Source organism: Mesorhizobium sp. M0174, assembly GCF_040322275.1.
In the GTDB taxonomy this organism is placed as follows: Bacteria; Pseudomonadota; Alphaproteobacteria; order Rhizobiales; family Rhizobiaceae; genus Mesorhizobium.
In genome coordinates this window covers 131015-152930 of record NZ_JAMYTB010000002.1, presented here as the reverse complement: position 1 = coordinate 152930, position 21916 = coordinate 131015, and the positions used below count along the sequence as shown (strand labels likewise).

General features: G+C 63.0%; 21 protein-coding genes and 1 riboswitch. Of the genes, 8 read left to right on the top strand and 13 right to left on the bottom strand.

All coding sequences use genetic code 11. The features are described from left to right. Positions 1–54 precede the first annotated feature (54 nt). A riboswitch (FMN riboswitch) is annotated at positions 55–202 on the top strand. A gap of 76 nt (positions 203–278) precedes the next feature. From NKJ13_RS04220 to dhaL, 3 genes are all read left to right on the top strand, one after another. Beyond that, the gene (locus NKJ13_RS04220) at positions 279–752 is read left to right on the top strand and encodes a 6,7-dimethyl-8-ribityllumazine synthase (RefSeq protein WP_352701779.1); all 474 of its coding nucleotides are present in this window, start codon (positions 279–281) and stop codon (positions 750–752) included. Between the two features lie 68 nt (positions 753–820). Further along, the gene (locus tag NKJ13_RS04215; RefSeq protein ID WP_352701781.1) at positions 821–1828 is read left to right on the top strand and encodes a dihydroxyacetone kinase subunit DhaK; all 1008 of its coding nucleotides are present in this window, start codon (positions 821–823) and stop codon (positions 1826–1828) included. 9 nt (positions 1829–1837) lie between these two features. Next, a complete protein-coding gene (gene dhaL / locus NKJ13_RS04210; protein ID WP_352738516.1) occupies positions 1838–2473 on the top strand; it encodes a dihydroxyacetone kinase subunit DhaL in 636 nt (211 codons plus the stop codon). Here dhaL and derI read toward each other — a convergent pair. The 3 genes from derI to NKJ13_RS04195 are packed head-to-tail and all read right to left on the bottom strand — an operon-like array spanning position 2470 to position 4473. Then, positions 2470–2913, bottom strand: a complete 444-nt coding sequence (gene derI, locus NKJ13_RS04205; protein WP_254818715.1) for a D-erythrulose-4-phosphate isomerase — start codon at positions 2911–2913, stop codon at positions 2470–2472. The genes dhaL and derI overlap by 4 nt on opposite strands. A gap of 26 nt (positions 2914–2939) precedes the next feature. Continuing rightward, positions 2940–3698 (bottom strand): triose-phosphate isomerase, encoded by a 759-nt coding sequence (locus tag NKJ13_RS04200; RefSeq protein WP_352777153.1) that lies wholly within the window; start codon positions 3696–3698, stop codon positions 2940–2942. Between the two features lie 10 nt (positions 3699–3708). Further along, positions 3709–4473, bottom strand: a complete 765-nt coding sequence (locus tag NKJ13_RS04195; protein ID WP_352738511.1) for a DeoR/GlpR family DNA-binding transcription regulator — start codon at positions 4471–4473, stop codon at positions 3709–3711. Positions 4474–4729: 256 nt separating this feature from the next. Between NKJ13_RS04195 and fba the strand changes: the two genes are divergently transcribed. Continuing rightward, complete coding sequence (gene fba, locus NKJ13_RS04190) at positions 4730–5794, top strand: class II fructose-bisphosphate aldolase (protein WP_352738509.1); 1065 nt, start codon at positions 4730–4732, stop codon at positions 5792–5794. A gap of 44 nt (positions 5795–5838) precedes the next feature. Here the strand turns inward: fba and NKJ13_RS04185 are convergent, their stop codons facing one another. From NKJ13_RS04185 to NKJ13_RS04140, 10 genes are all read right to left on the bottom strand, one after another. Further along, positions 5839–6777 carry a sugar phosphate isomerase/epimerase family protein gene (locus tag NKJ13_RS04185; RefSeq protein WP_352738595.1) on the bottom strand — a complete coding sequence of 313 codons (939 nt, stop codon included), beginning with the start codon at positions 6775–6777 and terminating at the stop codon, positions 5839–5841. Then, a complete protein-coding gene (locus NKJ13_RS04180; protein ID WP_352777151.1) occupies positions 6777–8294 on the bottom strand; it encodes a glycerol-3-phosphate dehydrogenase in 1518 nt (505 codons plus the stop codon). The genes NKJ13_RS04185 and NKJ13_RS04180 overlap by 1 nt, the downstream gene beginning before the upstream one ends. A 19-nt stretch (positions 8295–8313) precedes the next feature. Further along, complete coding sequence (locus NKJ13_RS04175) at positions 8314–9354, bottom strand: 2-hydroxyacid dehydrogenase (protein WP_352738505.1); 1041 nt, start codon at positions 9352–9354, stop codon at positions 8314–8316. A 7-nt stretch (positions 9355–9361) separates the two neighbouring features. Next, positions 9362–10924 (bottom strand): FGGY-family carbohydrate kinase, encoded by a 1563-nt coding sequence (locus tag NKJ13_RS04170; RefSeq protein WP_352738502.1) that lies wholly within the window; start codon positions 10922–10924, stop codon positions 9362–9364. Then, entirely contained in the window at positions 10924–12048 is a 1125-nt protein-coding gene (locus NKJ13_RS04165; RefSeq protein ID WP_352476540.1) for an ABC transporter ATP-binding protein, read from the bottom strand. Before NKJ13_RS04165 ends, NKJ13_RS04170 begins: the two co-directional genes overlap by 1 nt. Continuing rightward, on the bottom strand, positions 12045–13163 hold the full coding sequence (locus tag NKJ13_RS04160; RefSeq protein WP_352476539.1) for an ABC transporter ATP-binding protein: 1119 nt from the start codon (positions 13161–13163) through the stop codon (positions 12045–12047). The genes NKJ13_RS04165 and NKJ13_RS04160 overlap by 4 nt, the downstream gene beginning before the upstream one ends. A 4-nt stretch (positions 13164–13167) precedes the next feature. Continuing rightward, entirely contained in the window at positions 13168–14025 is an 858-nt protein-coding gene (locus NKJ13_RS04155; RefSeq protein WP_023676025.1) for a carbohydrate ABC transporter permease, read from the bottom strand. A gap of 9 nt (positions 14026–14034) precedes the next feature. Beyond that, a complete protein-coding gene (locus NKJ13_RS04150) occupies positions 14035–14958 on the bottom strand; it encodes a carbohydrate ABC transporter permease (RefSeq protein ID WP_352505337.1) in 924 nt (307 codons plus the stop codon). A 151-nt stretch (positions 14959–15109) separates the two neighbouring features. Next, positions 15110–16555, bottom strand: a complete 1446-nt coding sequence (locus NKJ13_RS04145; RefSeq protein WP_352505338.1) for an ABC transporter substrate-binding protein — start codon at positions 16553–16555, stop codon at positions 15110–15112. 44 nt (positions 16556–16599) lie between these two features. Next, positions 16600–17574: a sugar-binding transcriptional regulator gene (locus NKJ13_RS04140; RefSeq protein WP_352701800.1), complete on the bottom strand. Its 975-nt coding sequence runs from the start codon at positions 17572–17574 to the stop codon at positions 16600–16602. Positions 17575–17800: 226 nt separating this feature from the next. On the opposite strand from NKJ13_RS04140, the gene NKJ13_RS04135 reads away from it, so the two are divergent. From NKJ13_RS04135 to NKJ13_RS04120, 4 genes are all read left to right on the top strand, one after another. Further along, positions 17801–18844, top strand: coding sequence for a substrate-binding domain-containing protein (locus tag NKJ13_RS04135; protein WP_352505340.1), 1044 nt, complete (start codon positions 17801–17803; stop codon positions 18842–18844). A gap of 30 nt (positions 18845–18874) precedes the next feature. Continuing rightward, positions 18875–20149: an ABC transporter substrate-binding protein gene (locus NKJ13_RS04130; RefSeq protein WP_352505341.1), complete on the top strand. Its 1275-nt coding sequence runs from the start codon at positions 18875–18877 to the stop codon at positions 20147–20149. A 77-nt stretch (positions 20150–20226) separates the two neighbouring features. Beyond that, complete coding sequence (locus tag NKJ13_RS04125; protein WP_352645339.1) at positions 20227–21072, top strand: carbohydrate ABC transporter permease; 846 nt, start codon at positions 20227–20229, stop codon at positions 21070–21072. Further along, positions 21069–21911: a carbohydrate ABC transporter permease gene (locus tag NKJ13_RS04120; protein WP_352738499.1), complete on the top strand. Its 843-nt coding sequence runs from the start codon at positions 21069–21071 to the stop codon at positions 21909–21911. Before NKJ13_RS04125 ends, NKJ13_RS04120 begins: the two co-directional genes overlap by 4 nt. Positions 21912–21916: the final 5 nt, after the last annotated feature.

Sequence of the window (21916 nt, the reverse complement as noted above, 5' to 3'; positions counted from 1 at the left end):
GACCGCGACGCCGGTGGTTGACAGCGTCATCCAGCCCTTTCATACAAACGCCGTCAATGTTCTCAGGGCGGGGTGAAAGTCCCCACCGGCGGTGAAGGGTTTCGGCCCAAGCCCGCGAGCGCCTTCCAGATGATCGGAAGGGTCAGCAGATCCGGTGTGATTCCGGAGCCGACGGTCAAAGTCCGGATGGAAGAGAACGAATGGAAGACGGTCCGCTCTCGCGGTTCGGATTCCCTATCGTGCGTCCTGATTCTGGTTCGAAACGGAAGGATGGACCCATGAATCAGCATTCCCGGAAAAACTATGAAATGATCCGCGTTGCCGTCATTCGGGCGCGCTGGCACGCCGACATCGTCGACCAATGCGTTGAAGCGTTCGAGGCGGAACTGGCGGTTCTCGGGGAGAAACGCTTTGCCGTCGATGTCTTCGACGTGCCGGGTGCCTATGAGATTCCCCTGCATGCAAAGACCTTGGCCCAGACCGGTCGCTATGCGGCGATCCTCGGCGCGGCGTTTGTCGTCAATGGCGGCATCTACCGCCATGAATTCGTGGCGGGCGCTGTCATCGACGGCATGATGAACGTGCAATTGTCGACTGGCGTGCCCGTGCTTTCGGCGGTGCTGACGCCGCACAACTACCATGACAGCGCGGACCATCACCGCTTCTTCTTCGAGCATTTCAAGGTCAAGGGCAAAGAGGCGGCCAGTGCCTGCGTGCAACTGCTGGCGGCACGCGAACGCATCGCGGCATGAAATCTCCGTCGCGGGTGGAAATCCCGGTAAGGCGCTGTAGTATCTCACGAAAACCAGGGAGGATGCCGGTGCAGACCAAGAAGATCATCAATGACGGTAACCGCTCCGTCGACGAGATGCTGGAGGGCATCCTGGCTGCGCATCCGCGCCATCTCAGCAGTGCGGAGGGAAGTCCGCGCTCCATCATCGCCCGCGACGGCCCACGCCCCGACAAGGTCGGTCTCGTCATCGGTGGCGGCTCGGGCCACGAGCCGACCTTCCTCGGCTTCGTCGGCAAGGGGCTGGCCGACGCCGCCGCAATCGGCAATGTCTTCGCCTCGCCGCCGCCGGACCCGATCCTCGAATGCGCCAAGGCGGCCAGCGGCGGCGCCGGCGTGCTGTTCATGTACGGCAACTATGCTGGCGACGTGATGAACTTCGACATGGCCGCAGAGATGGCGGCGATGGACGACATCGAAGTGCGCACCGTGCTGACCACCGACGACGTCGCCTCGGCGCCACGCGACCAGAGGCAGAAGCGGCGCGGCGTCGCCGGCAATTTCTTCATCTTCAAGGCCGCTGGTGCAGCCTGCGACCGGATGCTGTCATTCGATGAATGCGAACGCATTGCCAGGAAGGCCAACGATCACACCTTTACCATGGGCGTGGCACTGTCGCCCTGCTCGCTGCCGCAGACCCGCCGGCCCAATTTCGAGATCGGGCCGGACGAGATGGAGATCGGCATGGGCATTCATGGCGAACCGGGCATCGCGCGCGGAAAATTGAAAACCGCCGACGAGATCACCGACGAGATGCTGGACAAGATCTTCGACGAGATGGCGCCGGCGCGCGGCGATAAGGTCGCCGTGCTCGTCAATTCGCTCGGCTCAACGCCGCTGATGGAGCTCTACATCATGAACCGGCGGATCAAGCAGAGGCTCGATGACATCGGCGTTTCCGTCCACGCGACCTGGGTCGGCAATTATTGCACCTCGCTCGAAATGGCCGGCGCCTCGGTGACGCTGATGCATCTCGACGGCGAATTGCAGGAGATGCTCGACCATCCCTGCGACTGCGCCATGTTCCGCGCCGGCTGAGAGAGCATCATGACATCCACCGATACGGCCAAATTGAAAAGAATGTTCGATGCGATCGCCGCGGCGATCGACGCCGACAAGGACAGGCTCTGCCGGCTCGACGGCGTCATCGGCGACGCCGACCATGGCATCGCCATGGCACTAGGCTTCGGCGCTGTGCGCGACACGCTGGACCAGATCGATGCGTCGACCGAGCCGACGGCATTGCTCAACACCGCGGCAAAGTCGTTTCTCAACGCAGTCGGCGCCTCGTCGGGCCCGCTCTATGCGACCGCCTTCATGCGCGGTGCCGCCGCCGTCAAAGGCAAGGCAATTCTGGAGGACGCTGACGTCATCGCCATGTTCCGGGCGATGGCACAAGGCATCCAGGATCGCGGCAAGGCCGAGCTCGGCGAAAAGACCATGATCGACGCCTGGCTGCCGGCAGCGCAGGCAGCGGGTGTCGCACAGGAAGCCGGCAAGAGCCTGTCCGAGAGCCTGGATGCGGCACTTGCCGCGGCCGAAAGCGGCGCCGAGGCGACCAAGGACATGATCGCCACGAAGGGCCGCTCTTCGCGTCTCGGCGAGCGCTCGATCGGCCATCTCGATCCTGGCGCCGCATCGGCCGTGACGATCATCAGGGCAATGCGGAACAGTCTGGCTTAACCCCGCTTCGCCGCGTCGAGCCTGTCGATGGCCTGGACATTGCCGGCCGATGGTCCCTTCTCATCGAATTCCGATGCGAGCCAGGCGTCGACGATCGACTTGGCCAGTTCCGGGCCGATGACGCGCGCGCCCATGGTGATGATCTGGGCGTTGTTGGATTTTGCCGCGCGCTCTGCCGAATAGGTGTCGTGGGTGAGTGCGGCGCGAATGCCGGGGACCTTGTTGGCGGAAATGGATACGCCGATGCCGGTGCCGCAAAACAGGATGCCGCGATCGTTCTCGCCGTCCAGGATGGTCTGGGCGAGCTTCTGCGACAGGTCGGCATAGTAGCCCGCCTGGCTGAGGTCGCTGACCGTGAGGCCGGGCTTGGTGGCGAGGTGAGCAGCAATGACGTCGAGCAGCGGCTTGCCGGCGCTGTCGGCTCCAATGGCTATTTTCATGTTCGGTTTCCTTCCTGTTCGATGCTTCAGATCGCCGCCGAGGCGCGTTTGAGGATGTCGATATAGCCTTCCGCCTGCCAGGCGGAACGGCCGATAAACAAGCCGTCTATATTGGGCTGGCCGACCAGTTCGGCGGCATTTTGCGGATTGACGCTGCCGCCATAAAGCACCGGCGGCACCACCGGCAGCAGGTCGCGGGCGATTTTCTTGATCAGCGCCTGCTGCCTGTCGGCATAATCAGAACTGGCCGGCACGCCCTTGTCGCCGATCGCCCAGACCGGCTCATAGGCAAACAGGATCGTCGCCGCCTTCGCCGCCCCTTCGAGAAACTGCAGTGCGCCGTGCACCTGCAGGGCCAGTACCGCAGCGGCCTGCCCGCTGTTGCGTTGAGCCAAGGTCTCGCCGACGCAGATGAGTGGCACGAGACCGTGCTTCACCGCCGCTGCAGTCTTCAGCCCGACAGCCTTGTCGGTCTCGCCGAAATGCTCGCGCCGTTCGCTGTGGCCCAACTCTACCATATCAAGTTCGCAGTCTTTCAGCATTACCGGCGAGATCTCGCCGGTCCAGGCACCGGCGTCGGCCCAATGCATGTTCTGCGCGCCGACCTTGATGCGTGTCGGCGACAGCGCTTTCTTGACCTCGCGGACCGCCGTGAAGGGCGGGATGACGAAAGGCTGAATGCGCTCGTCGAAACCGGGGACGAACTCCGCCAGCGCCTCGGCGAAAGCCATCGCCTCGGCGAGCGTCTTGTTCATTTTCCAGCTGGTGCCGACCCAATAAACCATACGTGCCCTCCTACTCTGCGATCACCGTCAGCGAAACGCCAGCGCCATCCAGCGCGGCGCGCATCTGCGGCTGCGGCTCGCGGCCGGTGAAGACCATGTCGAAGGCCTTGAGATCGGCCAGGAAGTGCAAGGCAGTGCGGCCAAACTTGCCGTGATCGGCCAGCAGATATTTGCGCGCTGCTGCGGCCATCATCAGCCGTTTGGTCTGGACCACTTCCTGATCTTGGTGAAAGGCAGAGGCACCATGGATGGCCGATGAAGACAGGAAGGCGACATCTGCGCGCAAAGATTTCAGCGTGTCTTCGGCGAGCAGGCCGAAGAAGCCGTGGAACTTCTTGCTGTATTGGCCGCCAAGCGCAATCAGGTTGATGCCGGCAACGCCCGCCAAATCCTGGATGACAGCCAGGTTGTTCGAGATCACCGTCAGCGGACGCAGATCGGCAAGGTGCCGAGCAACGCCGCCCGCGGTCGAGCCGTCGTCGATAATCACCGTCTGGCCCGGTTCGATCATCCTCACGGCGGCGACGGCGATGCGCTTTTTCTCGTCGCCAGCCAATCTCTGGCGGTAACGGAAATCGCTCTCGAAAAGGCTGCTCGGCTGGATCGAGGCGCCGCCGCGCACCTTGCGCAGAAAGCCGCTTTCCTCGAGCTCGTCGAGGTCGCGGTGGACGGTCATCTTCGACACGCCGAAGCGTGAGGCAAGATCGTCGACACTGGCCGTACCGATGTCCATCAGAAAATCCATGATGCCTTGCCGACGGCCGTCGCTCTTCATTTCCGCGGCTTCCTCGTGCACCCCGGTTCCGAGACATAACAGCAAACGTCGCACAAGCCATCAAATTTTTTGTGATAATGTTATGTCTCTATGGGATATCATGACGCTTCTGGTCGCGTGCTGTAACAAGAATTGCTGCCGGCCGAGCGCCCAGCGGTTGCGGTGCCGCGGAAATCCGGCCAGAAGCATCAGGGGCTCGACGACAACCGAACAGCCCGCAAACACTGGCTCGAAACCGGATACGGGAGACTACTGAGTGGCTCGCATCACACTGAGACAATTGCTCGATCATGCCGCCGAATACGGCTATGGCGTGCCTGCCTTCAACATGAACAATATGGAACAGGGCCTCGCCGTCATGGAGGCAGCCGAGGAGACCAAATCGCCGGTTATCCTGCAGGCGAGCCGCGGCGCGCGAGCCTACGCCAACGATGTGGTGCTGGCCAAGCTGATCGACGCGCTGGTCGAAATCCATCCCGATATCCCGGTCTGCATGCATCTCGACCATGGCAACAACGAAGCCACTTGCGTCACCGCGATCCAGCACGGCTTCACGTCGGTGATGATGGACGGATCGCTGAAGGAAGACGGCAAGACACCGGCCGACTACACCTATAATTCCGGCATCACCCGCCGCGTCGTCGACATGGCGCATTGGGGCGGCGTCTCGGTGGAAGGCGAGATCGGCGTTCTCGGATCGCTGGAGATGGGCGGCGGCGAGCAGGAGGACGGCCATGGCGTCGAGGGCGTCATCAGTCACGACCAGCTGCTGACCGATCCCGTGCAGGCCGAACAATTCGTGCGCGACACCCGTGTCGATGCGCTGGCCGTCGCCATGGGCACCAGCCACGGCGCCTACAAGTTCAGCCGCAAGCCGGACGGCGCTGTGCTGGCCATGAACGTCATCGAGGAAATTCACCGCCGCCTGCCGAACATGCATCTCGTCATGCACGGCTCGTCCTCGGTGCCGGAAGAGCTGCAGGAGATCATCAACAAATACGGCGGCCAGATGAAGCCGACATGGGGGGTGCCGGTCGAGGAGATCCAGCGCGGCATCAAGCACGGCGTGCGCAAGATCAACATCGATACCGACAACCGCATGGCGCTGACCGGCGCCATTCGCAAGGTGCTGACCGAGAACCCGGGCGAATTCGACCCGCGCAAATATCTGACGCCGGCGATGGCCGCCATGCGAAAGCTCTGCAAGGAGCGTTTCGAGCAATTCGGCACCGCTGGCAACGCACTGAAGATCAAGCCGCTGCCGCTATCGGAAATGGCCAGGCGCTATAAATCCGGCAGCCTCGACCCTAAATTCGGCTGATGTGTTCTGGATGAGCAGGGGCCGCATCGGCTCCTGCTCATCCATCATGCTCGCGGCAAAAGATCGGCCCTGCCAGTCTCGATGAAGGGCGCCCAATAGTCGACCGACTCGCGGATCATGGCGATGACCCGGTGGTCGACGGGCTCGCGCTCGCGGAACGACAATTCGAGGCAGATCTCGTTGTCGACGCCGCCGCCACGGCGAACCGTCTCCAGCAGCTTTTCCGGCGTGATGCGGCCGTCCTTGTTGTGGGCGGCAATGAACGGCCAATGGCCACCCTTGTTCATCGACGACTGCTTGACGTGGATGATCGGCGATTGCTTTGGAAAGGCTTCGGCCCAGGCATAAGGGTCGATGTCGTCCGGATTGCTCGACGTCACGTCGCCATGGTCGATGTCGACCATCATCTTGAGCGGGATCGCCATGCCGGCGGCATCGATCTCGCGCTGCAGCGTCCGGCAGCTCTCGATCGTATGGCCGAACTCGCGGCCGACCGACATCGGCTCCCAGAACAGGTAGATCAAGCCGGCGGCCCGGGCATGCTCGGCAACCTCACGCCAGCACGCCAGCGCGATGTCGAAAAGCCGCGCGCGACGTTCAGGATCGTCGTAATCCCGATGGGTGAAGATCGCGAACTGCGTACCCATGCCGCCGGCGCCGAGCTCGGCCGAAACTTCGGCAAAGGTCTTGAACCAGTCGACGTAGTAGCGTCGCACGTCGGCATCGGGATGGCCGAAATGATTGAGCCGGCCGTAAGGGCCGGTCATCGCCGAGGTCACGCGCACCCCGGTGCGGTTGAGAGCGGAGCGGAACAGGCGGGTGAATTTAGCGATCGTTGCCGCCGGCCAGCCGGGATTGATGAACTCATGCGTGAGCTGCACGTCGCGGATGCCGATGTCGTAGGCGATCGTATCGATCAGGTCGTCCGGTTCGGCAAAACGGTTGACCAGCGGATTGGTGTTGAGGGACAGCGTAAAGGCCATCAGCCGGCCTTCGCCAGCCGATTCGAACACCAGTCCTCGAACGCTTCTCTTTCCGCGCTGGACAGATGCAGGCCGTGCTTGGTGCGTCGTTCGAGAATATCGGCCGCGGTCTCGGCCCATTCGTGCTCGAGCAGGTAGTTAGCTTCGCGCTCGAAAAAATCCTTGCCGAAGCGCCGGCCCAGTTCGGTGAGCGAACCGGCCGCGCCGACCAGATCACGCGTCCTTGTGCCATAGAGCCGGCCATAATGCTTGACCAGGGAGGCGGGCATCCAGGGATATTCGTGGCCGAGGTCACCGAGGAACTGCTCGAAATCGGCATTGGCGATATCGCCGCCCGGCAGATGCCCTTTCGAGGTCCACGGCTTGCCCATCTTCGGAAAGAACGGGGCGATGCGGTCCAGCGCGTGCTCGGCCAATTTGCGGAAGGTGGTGATCTTGCCGCCGAAGACGGAAAGCAGCGGCGCCTGCCCTGCCGAAGCGTCGAGTTCGAAAATATAATCGCGGGTCACCGCACTCGGATTGTCGGCATTGTCGTCATAGAGCGGCCTGACGCCGGAAAACGAATGAACGACGTCGCTGCGCGCAAGCTGGCGCTTGAAGTAGCGGTTGACCACCTTGATCAGATAATCGATCTCGCCGGCATCCGCGGTCACGTCTTCCGGCCGCCCGTCATAGGGGATGTCGGTGGTGCCGATCAGCGCCAGATCGTTCTGGTAGGGATTGATGAAGATCACGCGCTTGTCGCTGTTTTGGACGAGATAGGCCTGTCGCCCTTCCCAGAATTTTGGCACGACAATATGGCTGCCCTTGACCAGGCGCACGTTCCGCTTGGAGTTCTGGCCGGCCACGCAGTTGACGATGTCGTTGACCCAGGGACCGCCGGCGTTGATCAGCGCGCGTGCCCGGACGGTGGTCCTGACGCCGGTTCGACCGTCGCGCATCTCCACCGACCACAGGCCGCTTTCGCGACGGGCGGCAATGCAGGCGGTGCGGGTGAATATCCTGGCCCCGCGCTCGGCGGCGTCGAGCGCGTTGATGACGACCAGGCGGGCGTCGTCGACCCAGCAGTCGGAATATTCGAAGCCGCGCTTGAAGGCGTCCTTGATCGGCGCGCCTTCGGGTGCGGTGCGCAGGTCGAGCGTGCGGGTGGCCGGCAGCCGCTTGCGGCCGCCAAGATGATCGTAGAGGAACAGGCCGAGCCGGACCAGCCAGGCCGGCCGGTCATCGGGGCTGTGCGGCAGCACGAAGCGCATAGGCCAGATGATGTGCGGCGCGGATTCGAGCAGCACCTCGCGCTCGATCAGCGCCTCCCGCACCAGGCGGAACTCGTAATATTCGAGATAGCGCAAACCGCCATGAACGAGCTTTCCCGATCGCGAACTGGTGCCCTCGGCGAGATCGTCTTTTTCGCAAAGAATGACCGACAGGCCCCGGCCCGCCGCATCGCGCGCGATTCCGGCGCCATTGACGCCGCCGCCGACGACGAAGAGGTCGACGATTTCGGTTTCACCGTTCATCTCGCTCGATGCCCTGTCGTCAGCATGGATTGACCGGAGGCAGACCGGCGATGAAGCGGCGCACTTCCTCGGCCGCCTGCTCGGCCGCATAAGTCACCGTGCGCACCGACGCGCCGGCGATATGCGGCGTCAGTGTCACGTTCGGCAGCTGCAGCAAGGGCCAGTCGGCAGGCACCGGCTCGACGGCGAACGTCTCCAACATGGCACTGCCGATCTGTCCCGAGACGAGCGCCTCGTAGAGTGCATCGTAGTCGACCAGCGGTCCGCGCGCGGTATTGACGAAGATTACGCCTGGCTTCATCCGGGCAATAGCGTCCTTGCCGATGAGACCGCGCGTCTCTTCGGTGACCCGGGAATGCAGCGTGACCACATCGGAGCGCGACAGCAGATCGTCCAGCGCTACCAGCTCGACGCCGGCATTGCGGTCCTCGACGCTCAACTGCACATAGGGATCGCAGACCAGGATGCGACAGCCGAAAGCACGCAGCAGCCGAACCAGCCTGGTGCCGATATTGCCATAGCCGATGACGCCAACGGTCATTTCGTTGAGCTCGCGGCCGGTGCGGTCGGCGCGGTAGAGATCGCCGCGCCACTCGCCCTTGCGCAAGGCTTCGTGACCGACGCGGATCAGCCGCGTTTCGGCGAGAATGGCGCCAATGGTGAACTCGGCCACCGCGCTGGCGTTGCGGCCGGGCACATTGACCACCGTGATGCCATGGGCCTTGGCGGCAGCCATGTCGATGTTGATCGGCCCGCCGCGCGACACCGCAACCAGCTTGAGTGTGGGCAGGCGCTGCATCATGGCTTCGGAGAGCGGCGCAAGCTGGGTAACAAAAATTTCGGCATCGCCGACAAAATCGACCACCTCGTCCGGATCGCCGAAATACTCCTTGACCTTGTCGAGGCCGAGCGCCGCATTGCCGAATTGCATCGGCTCGTCGGGCCAAGCGGTTTCAACGGTGCGGATGTCGAGATTGTCGCCGCAGGCCGCCTCGATTTTCTCGCGAAACACGTTCGGAAGCATGAAGCGGTCGCCGATGATCGCAATTTTCTTGGGCATGCTCTTCTCAATTCACGTCGGTTTGCCTGGACGCGGCCAGCGAACGCCAGACCGGCCGCAGCGCCTCGTGCGCCAATGTGTAGGACGGAGCCATCGCCTCATAGGCAGCGGCAAGCTTTCGGTCGCTGGGCTCGGCCGAACGGAGCAACGGTGTGACCCATTCACTGACGCAATCGTCCATCGATGCGTACTGGCCGACGCAGACCGCAGCAATCATTGCGGCGCCCGCCGCACCGGCCTCCTCGCGCTCGCTGGTGCGAATGTCGGCGCCGATCGCAGCACCCAGGATATTGCGCAGCGCCGGGCTCCTGGCCGCTCCGCCGGTCAGGCGGATTTCCTTGGGCAGCGGCCCCATGGCGGCGTAGCAATCGCGTGCCGCGAAAGCCAGCCCCTCGAACACCGCACGAACCATGTCGGCATAGCCGTGCCTGGACGAAATGCCGATGAAGCCGGCCCGGGCATTGGCATCGACGAACGGCCCGCGCTCGCCGGCCTCCGAGACATAAGGCTGGTAGAGCAACGAGCCTGGCTCGGACGACGATATCCACTGGTCGACCAGCGCGATCATCTCGCCATTGGTCCGTGTGATACCTTGCGAGGCGAGAATGCCGGAGGCGAGGCCAAGGACCCAGTCAATATTGAGCGTTGCCGCCATGTTCGACTGCATCTGCGCAAAGACGCCCGGCGCCGGCATCGTCATCGTGTAGCCGGTTGCAGCCTCGTTGAGCAGAACCTCCTCCGGCGTTTCGGCAAGCCGCATATGCATTCCGGTGGAGCCAATGATCGAGCATCCCGGCTTGCGCTCGCGATCGAACAGGCCGGCGCCAAGCGCCGTGCAGGCGACATCGACATAGGCCAGAACGACCGGTGTGCCGGCGAGCAGACCGGTCGCTTTGGCGGCTGCCGCCGACAGCGAGGTGCTTTGCCTGGTGCCATCGACGATGGGCGGCAGCAGATGCCGGAGATCGGTGACGCCGAGTACCTCGAGTACATCATCTGAATAGCCGCGCGTGCGGAAATCCCCGAAGGTAAAGGTGCCCTCGGACGGGTCGGTGGCGCGGTGGCCGGTCAACTTGAAATAGAGCCAGTCCTTGCAGTGGAAGGCCGTCGCTGCATTGGCAAGCATCGCGGGTATGTGGCGCTTCATGAAGACGAACTGCGATCCTTGCTGGCAGGCAGCGAGCCCGCTGCCGGTCTTTTCGAAGCGCAGCCGGTCCTCGGGCCGCGCGCGTATCTCCTCGACGACCGCGGCAGCGCGCGCGTCGAGCCACAGCCAGCCCTTGGCCACCGGCTCACCATCCTTGTCGATCAGCCAGGTGCCGTCGCCCTGCCCGGTCACGGCGATGGCAATGGTCCGGCTGGCGAGATCCGGCACCTTGTTGGCAAGCTCGCGCAAGGTCGTCGCGGTGTCGGCCCAGGTGCGTGTCAGGTCCTGCTCGGCGCCGCCGCCCGGCAGTGTCTCGTACTTGTTGGGCAGCGCGGCAGCCGCGATCTGCCTGCCCGCCGTGTCGAAGGCGACGGATTTGATGACAGACGTGCCGGCGTCGACGCCGATCAGCACATCCCGCATCAGGCAAGCTCCGTGCCATGCGATATGGCGTCACCGCTCGCCTGATCGAAGACGTGCAGGTTTTTTGGATCGATGCTGACCTTGATCGGCGCCCCGAGCTCCAGGCGGGTCCGGTCATGCTCGACCAGAACCAGCGAACCGCCGGCGAAATCGGCGGCGATATGGGTCTGATCGCCGAGCCATTGATTGGCCGAAACCGTGGCCGGCACGCCGTCCTTGGAGCGGCGGACAGCATAAGGCCTGACGCCGATGACGACGCGCTGCCGGTTGAGCAATTCGTCGCGAACCGGGCCGCTGAAGGCATCCTTGTCGTAGTCGAGCGAAAGCCCGTCGGGCAGCTTGAGATTGATCTTGCCGTCAGTCGTGCCGACATAGGCTTCGAAGACATTCATTGGCGGCTCGCCAACGAAGGTGCCGGTGAACAGGTTTGCCGGCCGCTCCTTGATCCTGTCAGGCGTATCGAACTGCTGCAGCACGCCGCCTTCCATGACCGCGATACGGTCGGCCAGCGCATTGGCCTCCGTCTGGTCGTGGGTGACCAGGATCGCGGTCAGGCCGCGCTCCTTGATGAAGTGCTTGATGCGGCCGCGCAGCACAGCGCGAAGCTGCGGCTCGAGTTGGCCCATCGGCTCGTCCAGCAGGTGCAGGTTGGCTTCGCGGATCAGCGCCCGGCCGAGGCTGGCGCGCTGCTGCTGGCCGCCGGAGATCGAGCTTGGATAGCGCTCGAGAATGTCCTCGATCTCAAGCAGCTTGGCGATATGAGCAACCTTTGCATCGACCGCGCTCTTAGCCAGCCTGGCAGCCTTGAGGGCGAAGGCCATGTTCTCGCGCACGGTCAGCGGCGGGTAGAGCGAATAGCCCTCGAAGGCCATCGCGACGTTGCGCTTGACCGGCGGCAACGTGTGCACCTTGCGGCCGGCAACCGAGATTGTGCCGCGCGAGACCTCTTCGAAGCCTGCGATCATGCGCAATGTCGAGGTCTTGCCGCAGCCGGATGAGCCGAGCAGTGCCACGATCTCGCCCTTGGCGATTTCCATCGTCAGGTTCTTGACGGCGTGCACGCCGCGGTCGACCGGACCGTAGAACTTGTCGACGCCCGAAATGGTGATTGCGCTCGGGCTCATGCCGCTTCTCCACTGCGCAAATTGACGACATTTTTCGAGCCGATGCGCTCGCCGCTTGCACGATCGAACAGCAGGGCGCTTTTGCTGTCGACAGCGATATGCGCCCTGCCCTCGGATTGACCCGGTATCCCGGACGGACGCGAAACCAGGATTTCACGGCCGCGCACGGTGCGCACCAGGGTGACGATCTTCTCGTTGAGCGGCGTCTCGGCCTCGACCGTTACCGGGATGGCGCCGGACGTGCCTTCGTCAACAAAGGCCAGCGCCTCCGGCCGCAAGCCGATCACGCAGTCACGGCCGACCGCCGCCTCATGCGCGCCGGCCAGATGGACCTGGACATTGGACAGGCCGACATAGACGCCCTTGGCATCCCGGGACGGCTTGACGTCGAGCAGGTTGATGGTCGGGTCGCCGAACAGCCGGGCGATCTCGACGTTGGCCGGCTCGCGGTAGATCTGTTCGGGCGTGCCGAGCTGTTTCACGACGCCTTGCGACATCACTGCGATGCGATCGCCAAGCGCCATCGCTTCCTTGTAGTCCTGGGTGACGTAGACAACGGTTGCGCCACGATCGGCGAGCAGTCTTGGCAGTTCGAGCCGCATTTCGAAGCGCAATTTGGCATCGACGTTGCGCAAGGGATCATCGAGCAGCAGAAGCGGCGGCGAGCCGACCAGGGCGCGGGCAAGCGCGGTGCGCTGCTTCTGGCCGTTGGACAGCGCCCGCGGCTTGTGGCTGAGCACATGGCCGATCTTCAACAGCTTGCCGACGCTCTCGACGCCGGCCTTGATCGCGCCCTGCGACGAATGCTTCGCCTGCAGCGGCGTGGCGATGTTGTCGAACGCCGTCATATGCGGGAACAGCGCGAAGTTCTGGAACGCCATGCCGACGCCGCGGAACTCGGCGTCGACGTCGGTCATGTCCTCGCCGCCGATGAGGATCTTTCCCTCGTCGGGGTCGATGACGCCGGCGACCAGCCGCAATAGAACCGTCTTGCCGGCGCCGGACGGCCCGAACAGGACCAGCGTTTCGCCGTCGGCGACGGTCAGCGACAGATTGTCGAGAACGGTCTGGCTTTTGTAGCGCTTGACGATGTTTCGCAGTTCGAGGCTTGCCATCGGACTATCCTTTCACCGCGCCAAGCGACAGGCCTTCGACGAGATAGCGCTGCGCATAAAGCGCGAGCGCCAGCGTCGGCGTGATCGACAGCACGATCGCGGCTGAGATCTGGCCGTACTGGATGCCGGAGGAGGTGATGAACGCCAGCGCGCCGACCGTCACCGGCTGCTTGTCGGCCGAAGCGAGCACCAGCGCAAAGACGAAATTGTTCCAGGCGAAGATGAAGGCGAGCAGGCCGGCAGCGGCAATGCCCGGCCCGGCGAGCGGCAGCGCGATCTTGCGGAAGGTGGCAAACCAGGAATGGCCGGCGATGCGGTAGGCGTATTCGATGTCGGCCGGAATATCCTCGAAATAGCCGCGCACGATCCACAGGATCAGCGGCAGGCAGATCAGCTGGTAGACCCAGATCAGCCCGATATAGGTGTTGGCCAGCCCGAGCTTCTGGAAATAAAGGGTGAGCGGCAAAAGCACCAGCAGCGCCGGCGCGAACCGGAACGACAGCAGCGTGAAGGCGATGTCCTCCGAGCCGCGGAATTTGTGCCGGGCAAAGGCATAGGCTGCGGGAACGCCGAGCAGCAGCGCGACGGCAACCGAGGTGACCGACAGGAAGACGGAATTCCAGAGATTGCGCATGAAGGCGATGTCGAGCGTGCCGGCTGCCGTCATCAGCTTGCCTGTGATCAAGGCGGTGTAGTTGGCGAGCGTCGGCTCGAAGACAAGCTGCGGCGGGATCCGCAGGATTGTCTCGTTGGTCTGGAACGACATCATCAGGATCCAGACGATCGGGAACATGAAGAAGATCACGACCAGTGCCAGGGCTATGCCACGCAGGATGCGTTCGAGAAGGGAGGTGTGTTCCATGCCAGCCTCCTATGCATGGCCGCGGGCGCGTTCGCGCAGCCGCAGCCAGTTCTTGATGAAAATGTTCGAGAGGAAATAGGTAATCGCCCACAGGATGATCATCAGTGCTGCCGAGCGGCCGACATTGGTCGACTGGAAGAAGTTGAGATAGGCCTCCACCTGGAAGACGGTCAGCGTATCGCCCGGCCCGCCTTGGGTCATGGCGTAGATGATGTCGAACTGCTGGATTGAATCGAGCAGGCGGAACAGCGTCGCTGTCAGGATGTAGGGGGTCAGCATCGGCAGGGTGATGCGGAAGAAGACGAAGCTGCGCGGCACGCCGTCGAGTGCTGCCGCCTCGAAGGGCTGCGTCGGCAGGCTGCGCAGTCCGGCAAGCAGCAGGATCATGATGAAAGGCGTGTAGACCCAGATGTCGACAAGGACGACGGTGAGCAATGCCGTCGACGGAGACGAGGCCCAGCGGAAATCCTGCAGCCCGATCAGGCTAGCGAGATAGCTGAGCACACCGAAGCCGGGATTGGTCATCAGCTTCCACATCAGCGCGGCGAGCGCCGGCGCCGTCATCAGCGGCATCAACAGCATTATCGAGATGAAGTTGTTTAGCGTCGAGCGCTTCTGCAGCAGCATGGCGATGCCGAGACCGAGAAGCAGCTCGAGCACGACGGTGATGCCGGCGTAGAGCAGCGAAATCTCCAGCGTGTTCCAGAACTTCGGGTCGGTGAAGAAGGAGATATAGTTGTCGCCCCAGTTGAACTGCCGCGCCCAGGGTTGGCTCAACCGGTAGCGCTGGAACGAATAGACCACCGAGGTCAGGAACGGGATCAGGATTCCGATGCAGACCAGCAGGGCCGGCAGGCTGAGGAGGTAAGGCAGCACACGCTTGCTGATCCTGAAGCCCGACGGCGTGTTTCTTTGTATTGTCGCCGCAGTCATCTGCTGCTCCGTCATCCTGTTGCTTCGCCGTCCCGGCCGCCCAAGGGAGCAAGGCGGCCGGGCGGGCGAGCAGGCGGCACCTTTCGGGACCGCGTCGCAAACGTATCACATCTCAAAGGCTGGCCCGCGACGGGCCAGCCTTTGCCGCCCCTTAGCCGAGCCCGGCTTCCTTGAGCTGGCCGTTGATGCTCTCGGCCAGCTTGTCGAGGCCCTCGTCGACCGGCACTTCCTTGGCCACCATCTTCTGCAGCGTCGCCGCCCATTCGGTGGTGAGATCGAAGAACAGCGGCTGCGGAGTGAACTTGATGCTGGCGCCCGGCGCCGAGACGTCGAACATCTCGACATAACCGGGATAGCTCTTGTTCAACTTGTCCCGGAACATCTGGTCGTTCCAGACCGACTGGCGGACCGGATTGACGAAGTCCATCTTGGTCGCACCGAACAGTGCATGCTCGGGTCCGGATGCCCATTGCATGAAGTACCAGGTGGCGTCCTTGTCTTTGGAGAAGTTGGACATCGACAGCGACCAGATCCAGATATTGGGCGTCGGTGCCTTGGCGGCGGGATTGGCCTTGAACGCCGCGAAGGCGAGCTTGCCGGCCATCTTGTTATCGCCGCCATTCATGAAGTAGCCGAGAATGTCGGCATCGTAGATCATCGCCGAGGCGCCTGCACCGAGATCGGTGCCGACCTGGTACCAGGTGTAGGTCGACCAGTCCTTCGGGCCGCTCTCCTGAATCATCTGGACCCACTGTTTGTGGAAAGCCTTGGATTCGGCGGTGCTCATCGCGGCCGACAGCTTGCCGTCAGCCGAGACGTTCAGGTCCTTCTGGTCGAAATTGGCGTAGGCCGACAGGAAGCCCGGGTGGATCGTCGCCCAGGAGCGCGAGCCGCGCACGCCGATGCCGTAGACGCCACCGCCGACGTCCTTGGTGAGCTTCGCCGCCGTAGCGACCATCTCATCCATATTGCCGGGAACGCTGACGCCGACCTTGTCGAACATGCCCTTGTTGTAGGTGATGTTGTTCTGTTCGAAACCCCACGGAATGCACCACTGCTTGGCGTCGTCGGAACCGAGCACTCCGCCAGGCTGGCCGTTCCAGGCGCAGGACTTCCTGACGCCGGGCAGGAAGTCGTCCCAGGCATATTTCGGGTTGGTCTTGGCCGGATCCTTGATCCATTCGTTGAGGTCGGTGATCCAGCCGGCCGGGCCGTAGGTCCAGGTCATGTAGGCGCCCGTCATGAAAGCATCGTATTCGGGCGAGCTGGCCGACAGCGCGGCGGTAACCTTGTCGAAATAGACGTCTTCGGGGAACACGTCATAGACGACATTCATGCCGGTCAACTGCTTGAAATTGTCGAGGTTGGCGATCATCGCATCGGCGTAAGGATGCTTGTTGAGCAACAGCTTGATGGTCTTGCCCTTATGCGCCTGCCAGTCGAAATCAGCCGCCAGGGCGCGGGTCTGCCCGAAATTGAGCAGTGTGCCGGCGGTGCTGGCGGCAAGGCCCATTGTACCGAGGCCCTTGATCAGCCCACGGCGGTCGACTTGTCCACGCAGGAACGCGTCGATGAGGTCTTTCTCTTTCTCACGCATTTCTCTTCTCCTCCACAGGGTAGTTTCAACGAAATGGTTGCCGGCTACCCGACCGGCGTCTGTTCCACGAGCGATCGCGCCGTCCGCTCGTCGGTTATCAAGCCTTTGAGATAGCGGCCCTCCAGCACTGACTTGATGGCGCGAACCTTCACCTTGCCGCCGGCAACGGCGACAATCCTGCGGTTGCTGATGTCTTCGCGCGCCAGCGCCAGCGCCCGGTCGGAAAGCGTCGTCGCAACGGCCTTTCCGGCGTTGTCGAAGAAATGCCCGAGCAGTTCGCCGACGCCGCCATTGCGGCGGATCTCCTCCATCTCGCCCTTCTCGATCATACCGGTGGCGACAAGCGAGGCCTCACGTTCGGCGGTGCCGATGCCGGCGATAAGCAAGTCGGCGGACTTGGCGAGGTCGAAGACATCGCTGACGCCCTTCTGCCCGAGCAACACGGTTCGATCCTCGACCGTGTTGGCGAACATCGGTACGGGCATCACATAGGCCTCCGCACCGGTCCGTTCCGCGACGCGGTGGATGACGTCATGCGGATTGGCCGAGAACTTGCGCGTCAGGCCGCCAAGCAGCGAGACGAAACGGATCCGGCCGGCCGATATGCGCGGCAGATACTCCACGCAGGCGGCAAGCGTGCGGCCGTGGCCGACGCCGATCAGCGCCTCTTCGCCGCGTTCGATCTCGCGCTTGAGAAACTGCGCGCCTGCGATGCCGAGCGCCTTGAGCGGCAGGTCTTCGGCATCGAAGTCCGGAACTACCTCGCAATAGTCGAGGCCGTAGCGGCCGGACAACTCGTCCTCAAGCTCCACGCATTCGGAGACTTCGCCGTCGATATAGACTTTGACCAGGCCTTCCTGATTGGCCTTGGTGATCAGGCGATGCGCCTTGAGGCTGGTCAGGCCGAGCCGCTTGGCGACCTCCGACTGGGTCAGGCCGCCGGCATAGTGAAGCCAGGCGGCACGGGCTGCCATACCTGTCTCATCGTCGCGCAGCAGGCCGTTGCCAAAACCAACCATTTCCGCCCTTTGATATTTTTATCAGTTGCTGCAAAATTTTTCACAAGGCGTCGCCCGAGTCAAGCAACCGCTGCGTTTAAATCGCCGACTAGGAGCTTGCGGGCCGGGGTCGATAGGGCCGCGCTACCCAACGGGCAAGAAATCACATCGACCGCGCACCATTTAAAACGTTTGCAATTTCGTTTGAAGTGATTACAAACGTTTCAAACTTCGTTCGGGAGGAACGATGCCGGCCCGCGTTACCACCCTCAAGGAACTTGCTGCGCAGCTCGGCCTGTCAATCACCACCGTTTCGCGGGCCCTTGCCGGCCACGAGCAGATCGCCTTGAAAACGCGCCAACGTGTCACCGAGGCCGCGCGCCTGGCCGGCTATGTGCCGAATACCGCAGCCCGCACGCTGGTCTCCGGCCGCAGCGGCTTTGTCGGCATGGTGCTGCCGATCCGCGGCCCCAATCTGGTCGATTCCTTCCTCGGCGAATTCGTCACAGGGCTCGGCGAAGGGCTGGTTTCGCACGGCTCCGACCTGATCCTGGCCGCAGCGGCGCAGGGCCAGTCGGAACTTTCCGTGCTTCGCCATGTCGTCGAATCGGGCCGCGCCGACGGGGTCATCGTCACCCGTATCGCCGAGGTCGACGAGCGGCTTGCCTATTTGCGCCAACGCAATTTCCCGTTCGTCGCGCATGGCAGGCTGCTCGACGGCGACTTTGCCTACCATTGGCTCGATACCGATGGCGCGCATGCTTTCGGCGAAGCCTTCGACATGCTCTACAACCTCGGACACCGGCATTTCGGCCTGGTGACGATTTCCGAGCCGATGACGTTTCGCCATCTTAGGCAGGATGGGCTCGCCGCCGCGATCGCCCGCCGGGGCGATCCGTCGGTCAGGCTCGATGTGGCGACGGCGCCGCGTTTCGATCGCGGTGCCCGCATCCAGGCGATCAACCGGCTGCTGCACGCTGCCGAGCGGCCGACGGCCATTGTCGCGCTGTTCGACGAGCTGGCGCTGACGGTCATGGAAGAGGCAGGGCGCGCCGGACTTGCCATTCCTCACGACCTGTCGGTGATCGGCTTCGACAACATAGCCGCCTCCGCCTATGCGCCGCCGGGGCTGACCACTTTCGACGCCTCGATCCGCCAGTGCGCGCGCGAGATCGGCGAGATGCTGCTGACCGTCATCGGCGACAGGCCGACCAAGCCGCTGACGCGGCTGGTGCGGCCGATACTTGTCTCGCGGGCAAGCCATGGCCCGACACCTACAGGACGGAACTGACGCCTTAGCGGCGCACAACCAGGGAGGAAGATGACGATGAATGCGTTGAGGACATTGGCAGGTGCGGTGCTGGCGTTGTCGCTTGCTGCTGGCGCAGCACAAGCCCAGCAAGTGTTGTTCTGGTCGACACAGGCGCGACCAGTGGAAGAGACACAGAAGATGCGCAGCGAAGTGCTGAAGGGGTTTGACGGCCAGGTCGACTATCAGGTCGCCGAGGACGGGCCCTGGCTCACCCGCCTTCAGGCCGAACTGCAGGCCGGCTCCGGCACCATAGGCGTGCTCGGCGGCCTGCACGGAGACTTCTCCACCGTCGGCGCGAACCTTGTCGATCTGTCCGGCGTCGATCTCGGTGGCGTCAAGGTCAACGAGACCTACAAGAAGCTCGGCATGCTCGGCACCGGCGAGCAGAAGTACCTGCCATGGATGCAGGCCACCTTTCTGATGGCGGCCAACAAACAGGCGCTGCAATATCTGCCGGCCGGCACCGATCTCAACACCATCACTTATGACCAACTGATCGAGTGGGCGAAAAACATCGCGGAAAAGACTGGTTCACCCAAGTTCGGTTTTCCGGCCGGCCCGAAAGGGCTGAAGCATCGTTTCTTCGAGGGTTTTCTCCTTCCGTCTTATACCGGTTCGATGGTGACCAAGTTCCGCTCGGCGGAGGCCGAGACGGCGTGGAACAAATTCAAGGAGTTGTGGCAGTACACCAACCCGAATTCGACCAACTATGCCTTCATGCAGGAGCCGCTGCTGACCGGCGAAGTCTGGGTGGCATTCGACCACGTGGCGCGGCTTGCCGACGCCTTTAACCAGAAACCCAATGACTTCGTCGCCTTTCCGGCGCCGGCTGGCCCGGCAGGCCGCGGCTACATGCCGGTGGTGGCCGGTGTCGCTATCCCGAAGACCTCGCCTGACATGGACAAGGCCAAGGCGCTGGTCGCCTATATGCTGAAACCGGAAACCCAGATCGCGACGCTGAAGGCGACAAACTTCTTCCCCATCGTCAACGTCAAGCTGCCCGACGACATGCCGGCCTCGGTGAAGGCTTTCAGCCCAGTGATCGCCACCATGACAGCAGCTCCCGATGCGTTGCCGGCGCTGCTGCCGATGGGACTTGGCGGCCTCAGCGGCAAGTTCAATCAGATCTACACCGACAGCTTCGAGCGCATCGTGCTCGGCGGCGAGGATGTGCACGGCGTGCTCGACGAACAGGCGACGGCGCTGAAAGCGATCATCGAACAGGCGAAGGCGCCGTGCTGGGCGCCCGACAAGCCATCGCAAGGCGCCTGCCCGGTCGATTAGGAATCCTCCCTGGGCGTCCGGATTTCCAGCGCGCCGGGCGCCCACCCTTTTTTCAAGCGTCGAATAGAGAGCGCTCCATGCACGGCAAGGCCCTTCCCTATCTGCTGCTGATGCCGGCGACGCTGTTCCTCTGCGTCTTCTTCCTCTACCCGTTCGCGCTGGTCGCCTTCGAGGCGTTCACCCGCGACGGCGGCTTTACGCTCGACAATTTCCGCACCATGGCGGGCAGCTGGAAGTTTCCGGTCACTGTCCGCAACACGCTGCTGCTGAGCGCCATCGTCGTGCCGATCCAACTGGTGATGGCGCTGCTGATGGCAACGATGGTGTCGCGGCTTGAAACCGGACGCAGCGCTGCGCTTTACATCTTCGCTATTCCGCTCGGCATTTCCGATCTCGCCGCCGGACTGATCTGGCTCGCCATCTTCGACCAGTCCGGCTTCCTGAACACCTTGCTCTCCAATCTCGGCGTCATCGACAGGCCGGTTATGTTCCTCGGCTACCAGAGCAAGCTGACGATCTTCATCGCCGTGGCGCTGGCCGAGATCTGGCGCGCGACCGCCATCATGATGGTCATTCTGGTCGCCGGCATGGGGCTGATCCCCCGGGAATACTACGAGGCGGCGGAGGTTTTTGGCGCTAGCCCGTGGAAGCGCTTCATCAAGATCACGCTGCCTCTGCTGCGCCCAAGCCTGCAGACGGCGATCATCCTGCGCGTCATCCTTGCCTTTGAAGTCTTCGCCGTGGTTGCAGCACTCGGCGGCACCAATCTGCCGGTGCTGATGGGCGAGACCTACAATTGGCAGTTCACGCTGCAGGACCGCAATGTCGCCGCCGCCATGGCGCTGTTCATCCTCGCCATCTCGATCGGTTTCACGCTGTTCTTCCTGCGGGTGCTGCGTGTGCCGAAGGAGGCGCGGATATGAGCACGGTCGCGGAGCTCTCGATCGCCGCGCCTGAGGCCCGCAAAGCCGGTAACTGGTTGCTGGTCGCCACCGTCATCCTGCTTTGCGTCTGGGTGCTGCTGCCGATCTATCTGTTGATCGTCAACGCGCTGTCGTCGCCGGAACAGGTGACCGCCTTTCCCAAGCGATTCTTCCCGTCACTCGATTTCGGCAGCCTTTCTTTCTTCATCAATTTCGCCGGTGTCGCCAAGGCGCTGTGGAACTCCGTTCTCGTCGCCACGCTGACGATGCTGCTCTCGATCGGCTTCGGCGCACCCGCGGGCTACGCGCTGTCGCGCTTCGATTTCCGGGGCAAGGAAACGTTCCGTTTCCTCGTGCTGATGACCCGCGCCTTCCCGCTGCCGCTGCTGGCGCTGCCGCTGGCGGTGATGTTCATCCGCACCGGCCTCGACGACACCGCGATCGGGCTGGCGCTGGTCCACACCACGCTGGCGCTGCCGTTTGCCGTGCTGATCACCTTCTCGCTGTTCTCCGGCATTCCCGTCGAGCTGGAGGAGGCGGCCTGGACACTCGGCTGCACGAGATTGCAGGCATTCCGAAAAGTCATTCTGCCGCTGGCGCTGCCGGGCATCGCGGCGTCGGCGGTGTTTGCCTTCACCATCTCCTGGAACGAGGTGTTTGCCGCCGCAGTGCTCACCATCGAGAACCGGACGCTGACCGCCTTCCTGCTGCAGAGCCTTGGCGAATCGCCGCTCTACCTCAAATTTGCCGGTGGCGCGGCACTGGTCATTCCGGCGCTGATCTTCATCTTCGCCGTCCGCAAATATTTGTTCGCCATGTGGGGGATCGCCAATCGATGACGCGC

Bases quoted from the DNA above. Each gene is read 5' to 3' on its own strand.
- NKJ13_RS04220 (WP_352701779.1), top strand. From the start codon at position 279: ATGAATCAGCATTCCCGGAAAAACTATGAAATGATCCGCGTTGCCGTC.
- dhaL (WP_352738516.1), top strand. From the start codon at position 1,838: ATGACATCCACCGATACGGCCAAATTGAAAAGAATGTTCGATGCGATC.
- derI (WP_254818715.1), bottom strand. From the start codon at position 2,913: ATGAAAATAGCCATTGGAGCCGACAGCGCCGGCAAGCCGCTGCTCGAC.
- NKJ13_RS04200 (WP_352777153.1), bottom strand. From the start codon at position 3,698: ATGGTTTATTGGGTCGGCACCAGCTGGAAAATGAACAAGACGCTCGCC.
- NKJ13_RS04195 (WP_352738511.1), bottom strand. From the start codon at position 4,473: ATGAAGAGCGACGGCCGTCGGCAAGGCATCATGGATTTTCTGATGGAC.
- NKJ13_RS04185 (WP_352738595.1), bottom strand. From the start codon at position 6,777: ATGGCCTTTACGCTGTCCCTCAACACCAATCCGCTGGTCAACCGTTTT.
- NKJ13_RS04180 (WP_352777151.1), bottom strand. From the start codon at position 8,294: ATGAACGGTGAAACCGAAATCGTCGACCTCTTCGTCGTCGGCGGCGGC.
- NKJ13_RS04175 (WP_352738505.1), bottom strand. From the start codon at position 9,354: ATGCCCAAGAAAATTGCGATCATCGGCGACCGCTTCATGCTTCCGAAC.
- NKJ13_RS04170 (WP_352738502.1), bottom strand. From the start codon at position 10,924: ATGCGGGATGTGCTGATCGGCGTCGACGCCGGCACGTCTGTCATCAAA.
- NKJ13_RS04165 (WP_352476540.1), bottom strand. From the start codon at position 12,048: ATGAGCCCGAGCGCAATCACCATTTCGGGCGTCGACAAGTTCTACGGT.
- NKJ13_RS04160 (WP_352476539.1), bottom strand. From the start codon at position 13,163: ATGGCAAGCCTCGAACTGCGAAACATCGTCAAGCGCTACAAAAGCCAG.
- NKJ13_RS04155 (WP_023676025.1), bottom strand. From the start codon at position 14,025: ATGGAACACACCTCCCTTCTCGAACGCATCCTGCGTGGCATAGCCCTG.
- NKJ13_RS04150 (WP_352505337.1), bottom strand. From the start codon at position 14,958: ATGACTGCGGCGACAATACAAAGAAACACGCCGTCGGGCTTCAGGATC.
- NKJ13_RS04145 (WP_352505338.1), bottom strand. From the start codon at position 16,555: ATGCGTGAGAAAGAGAAAGACCTCATCGACGCGTTCCTGCGTGGACAA.
- NKJ13_RS04140 (WP_352701800.1), bottom strand. From the start codon at position 17,574: ATGGTTGGTTTTGGCAACGGCCTGCTGCGCGACGATGAGACAGGTATG.
- NKJ13_RS04135 (WP_352505340.1), top strand. From the start codon at position 17,801: ATGCCGGCCCGCGTTACCACCCTCAAGGAACTTGCTGCGCAGCTCGGC.
- NKJ13_RS04130 (WP_352505341.1), top strand. From the start codon at position 18,875: ATGACGATGAATGCGTTGAGGACATTGGCAGGTGCGGTGCTGGCGTTG.
- NKJ13_RS04125 (WP_352645339.1), top strand. From the start codon at position 20,227: ATGCACGGCAAGGCCCTTCCCTATCTGCTGCTGATGCCGGCGACGCTG.
- NKJ13_RS04120 (WP_352738499.1), top strand. From the start codon at position 21,069: ATGAGCACGGTCGCGGAGCTCTCGATCGCCGCGCCTGAGGCCCGCAAA.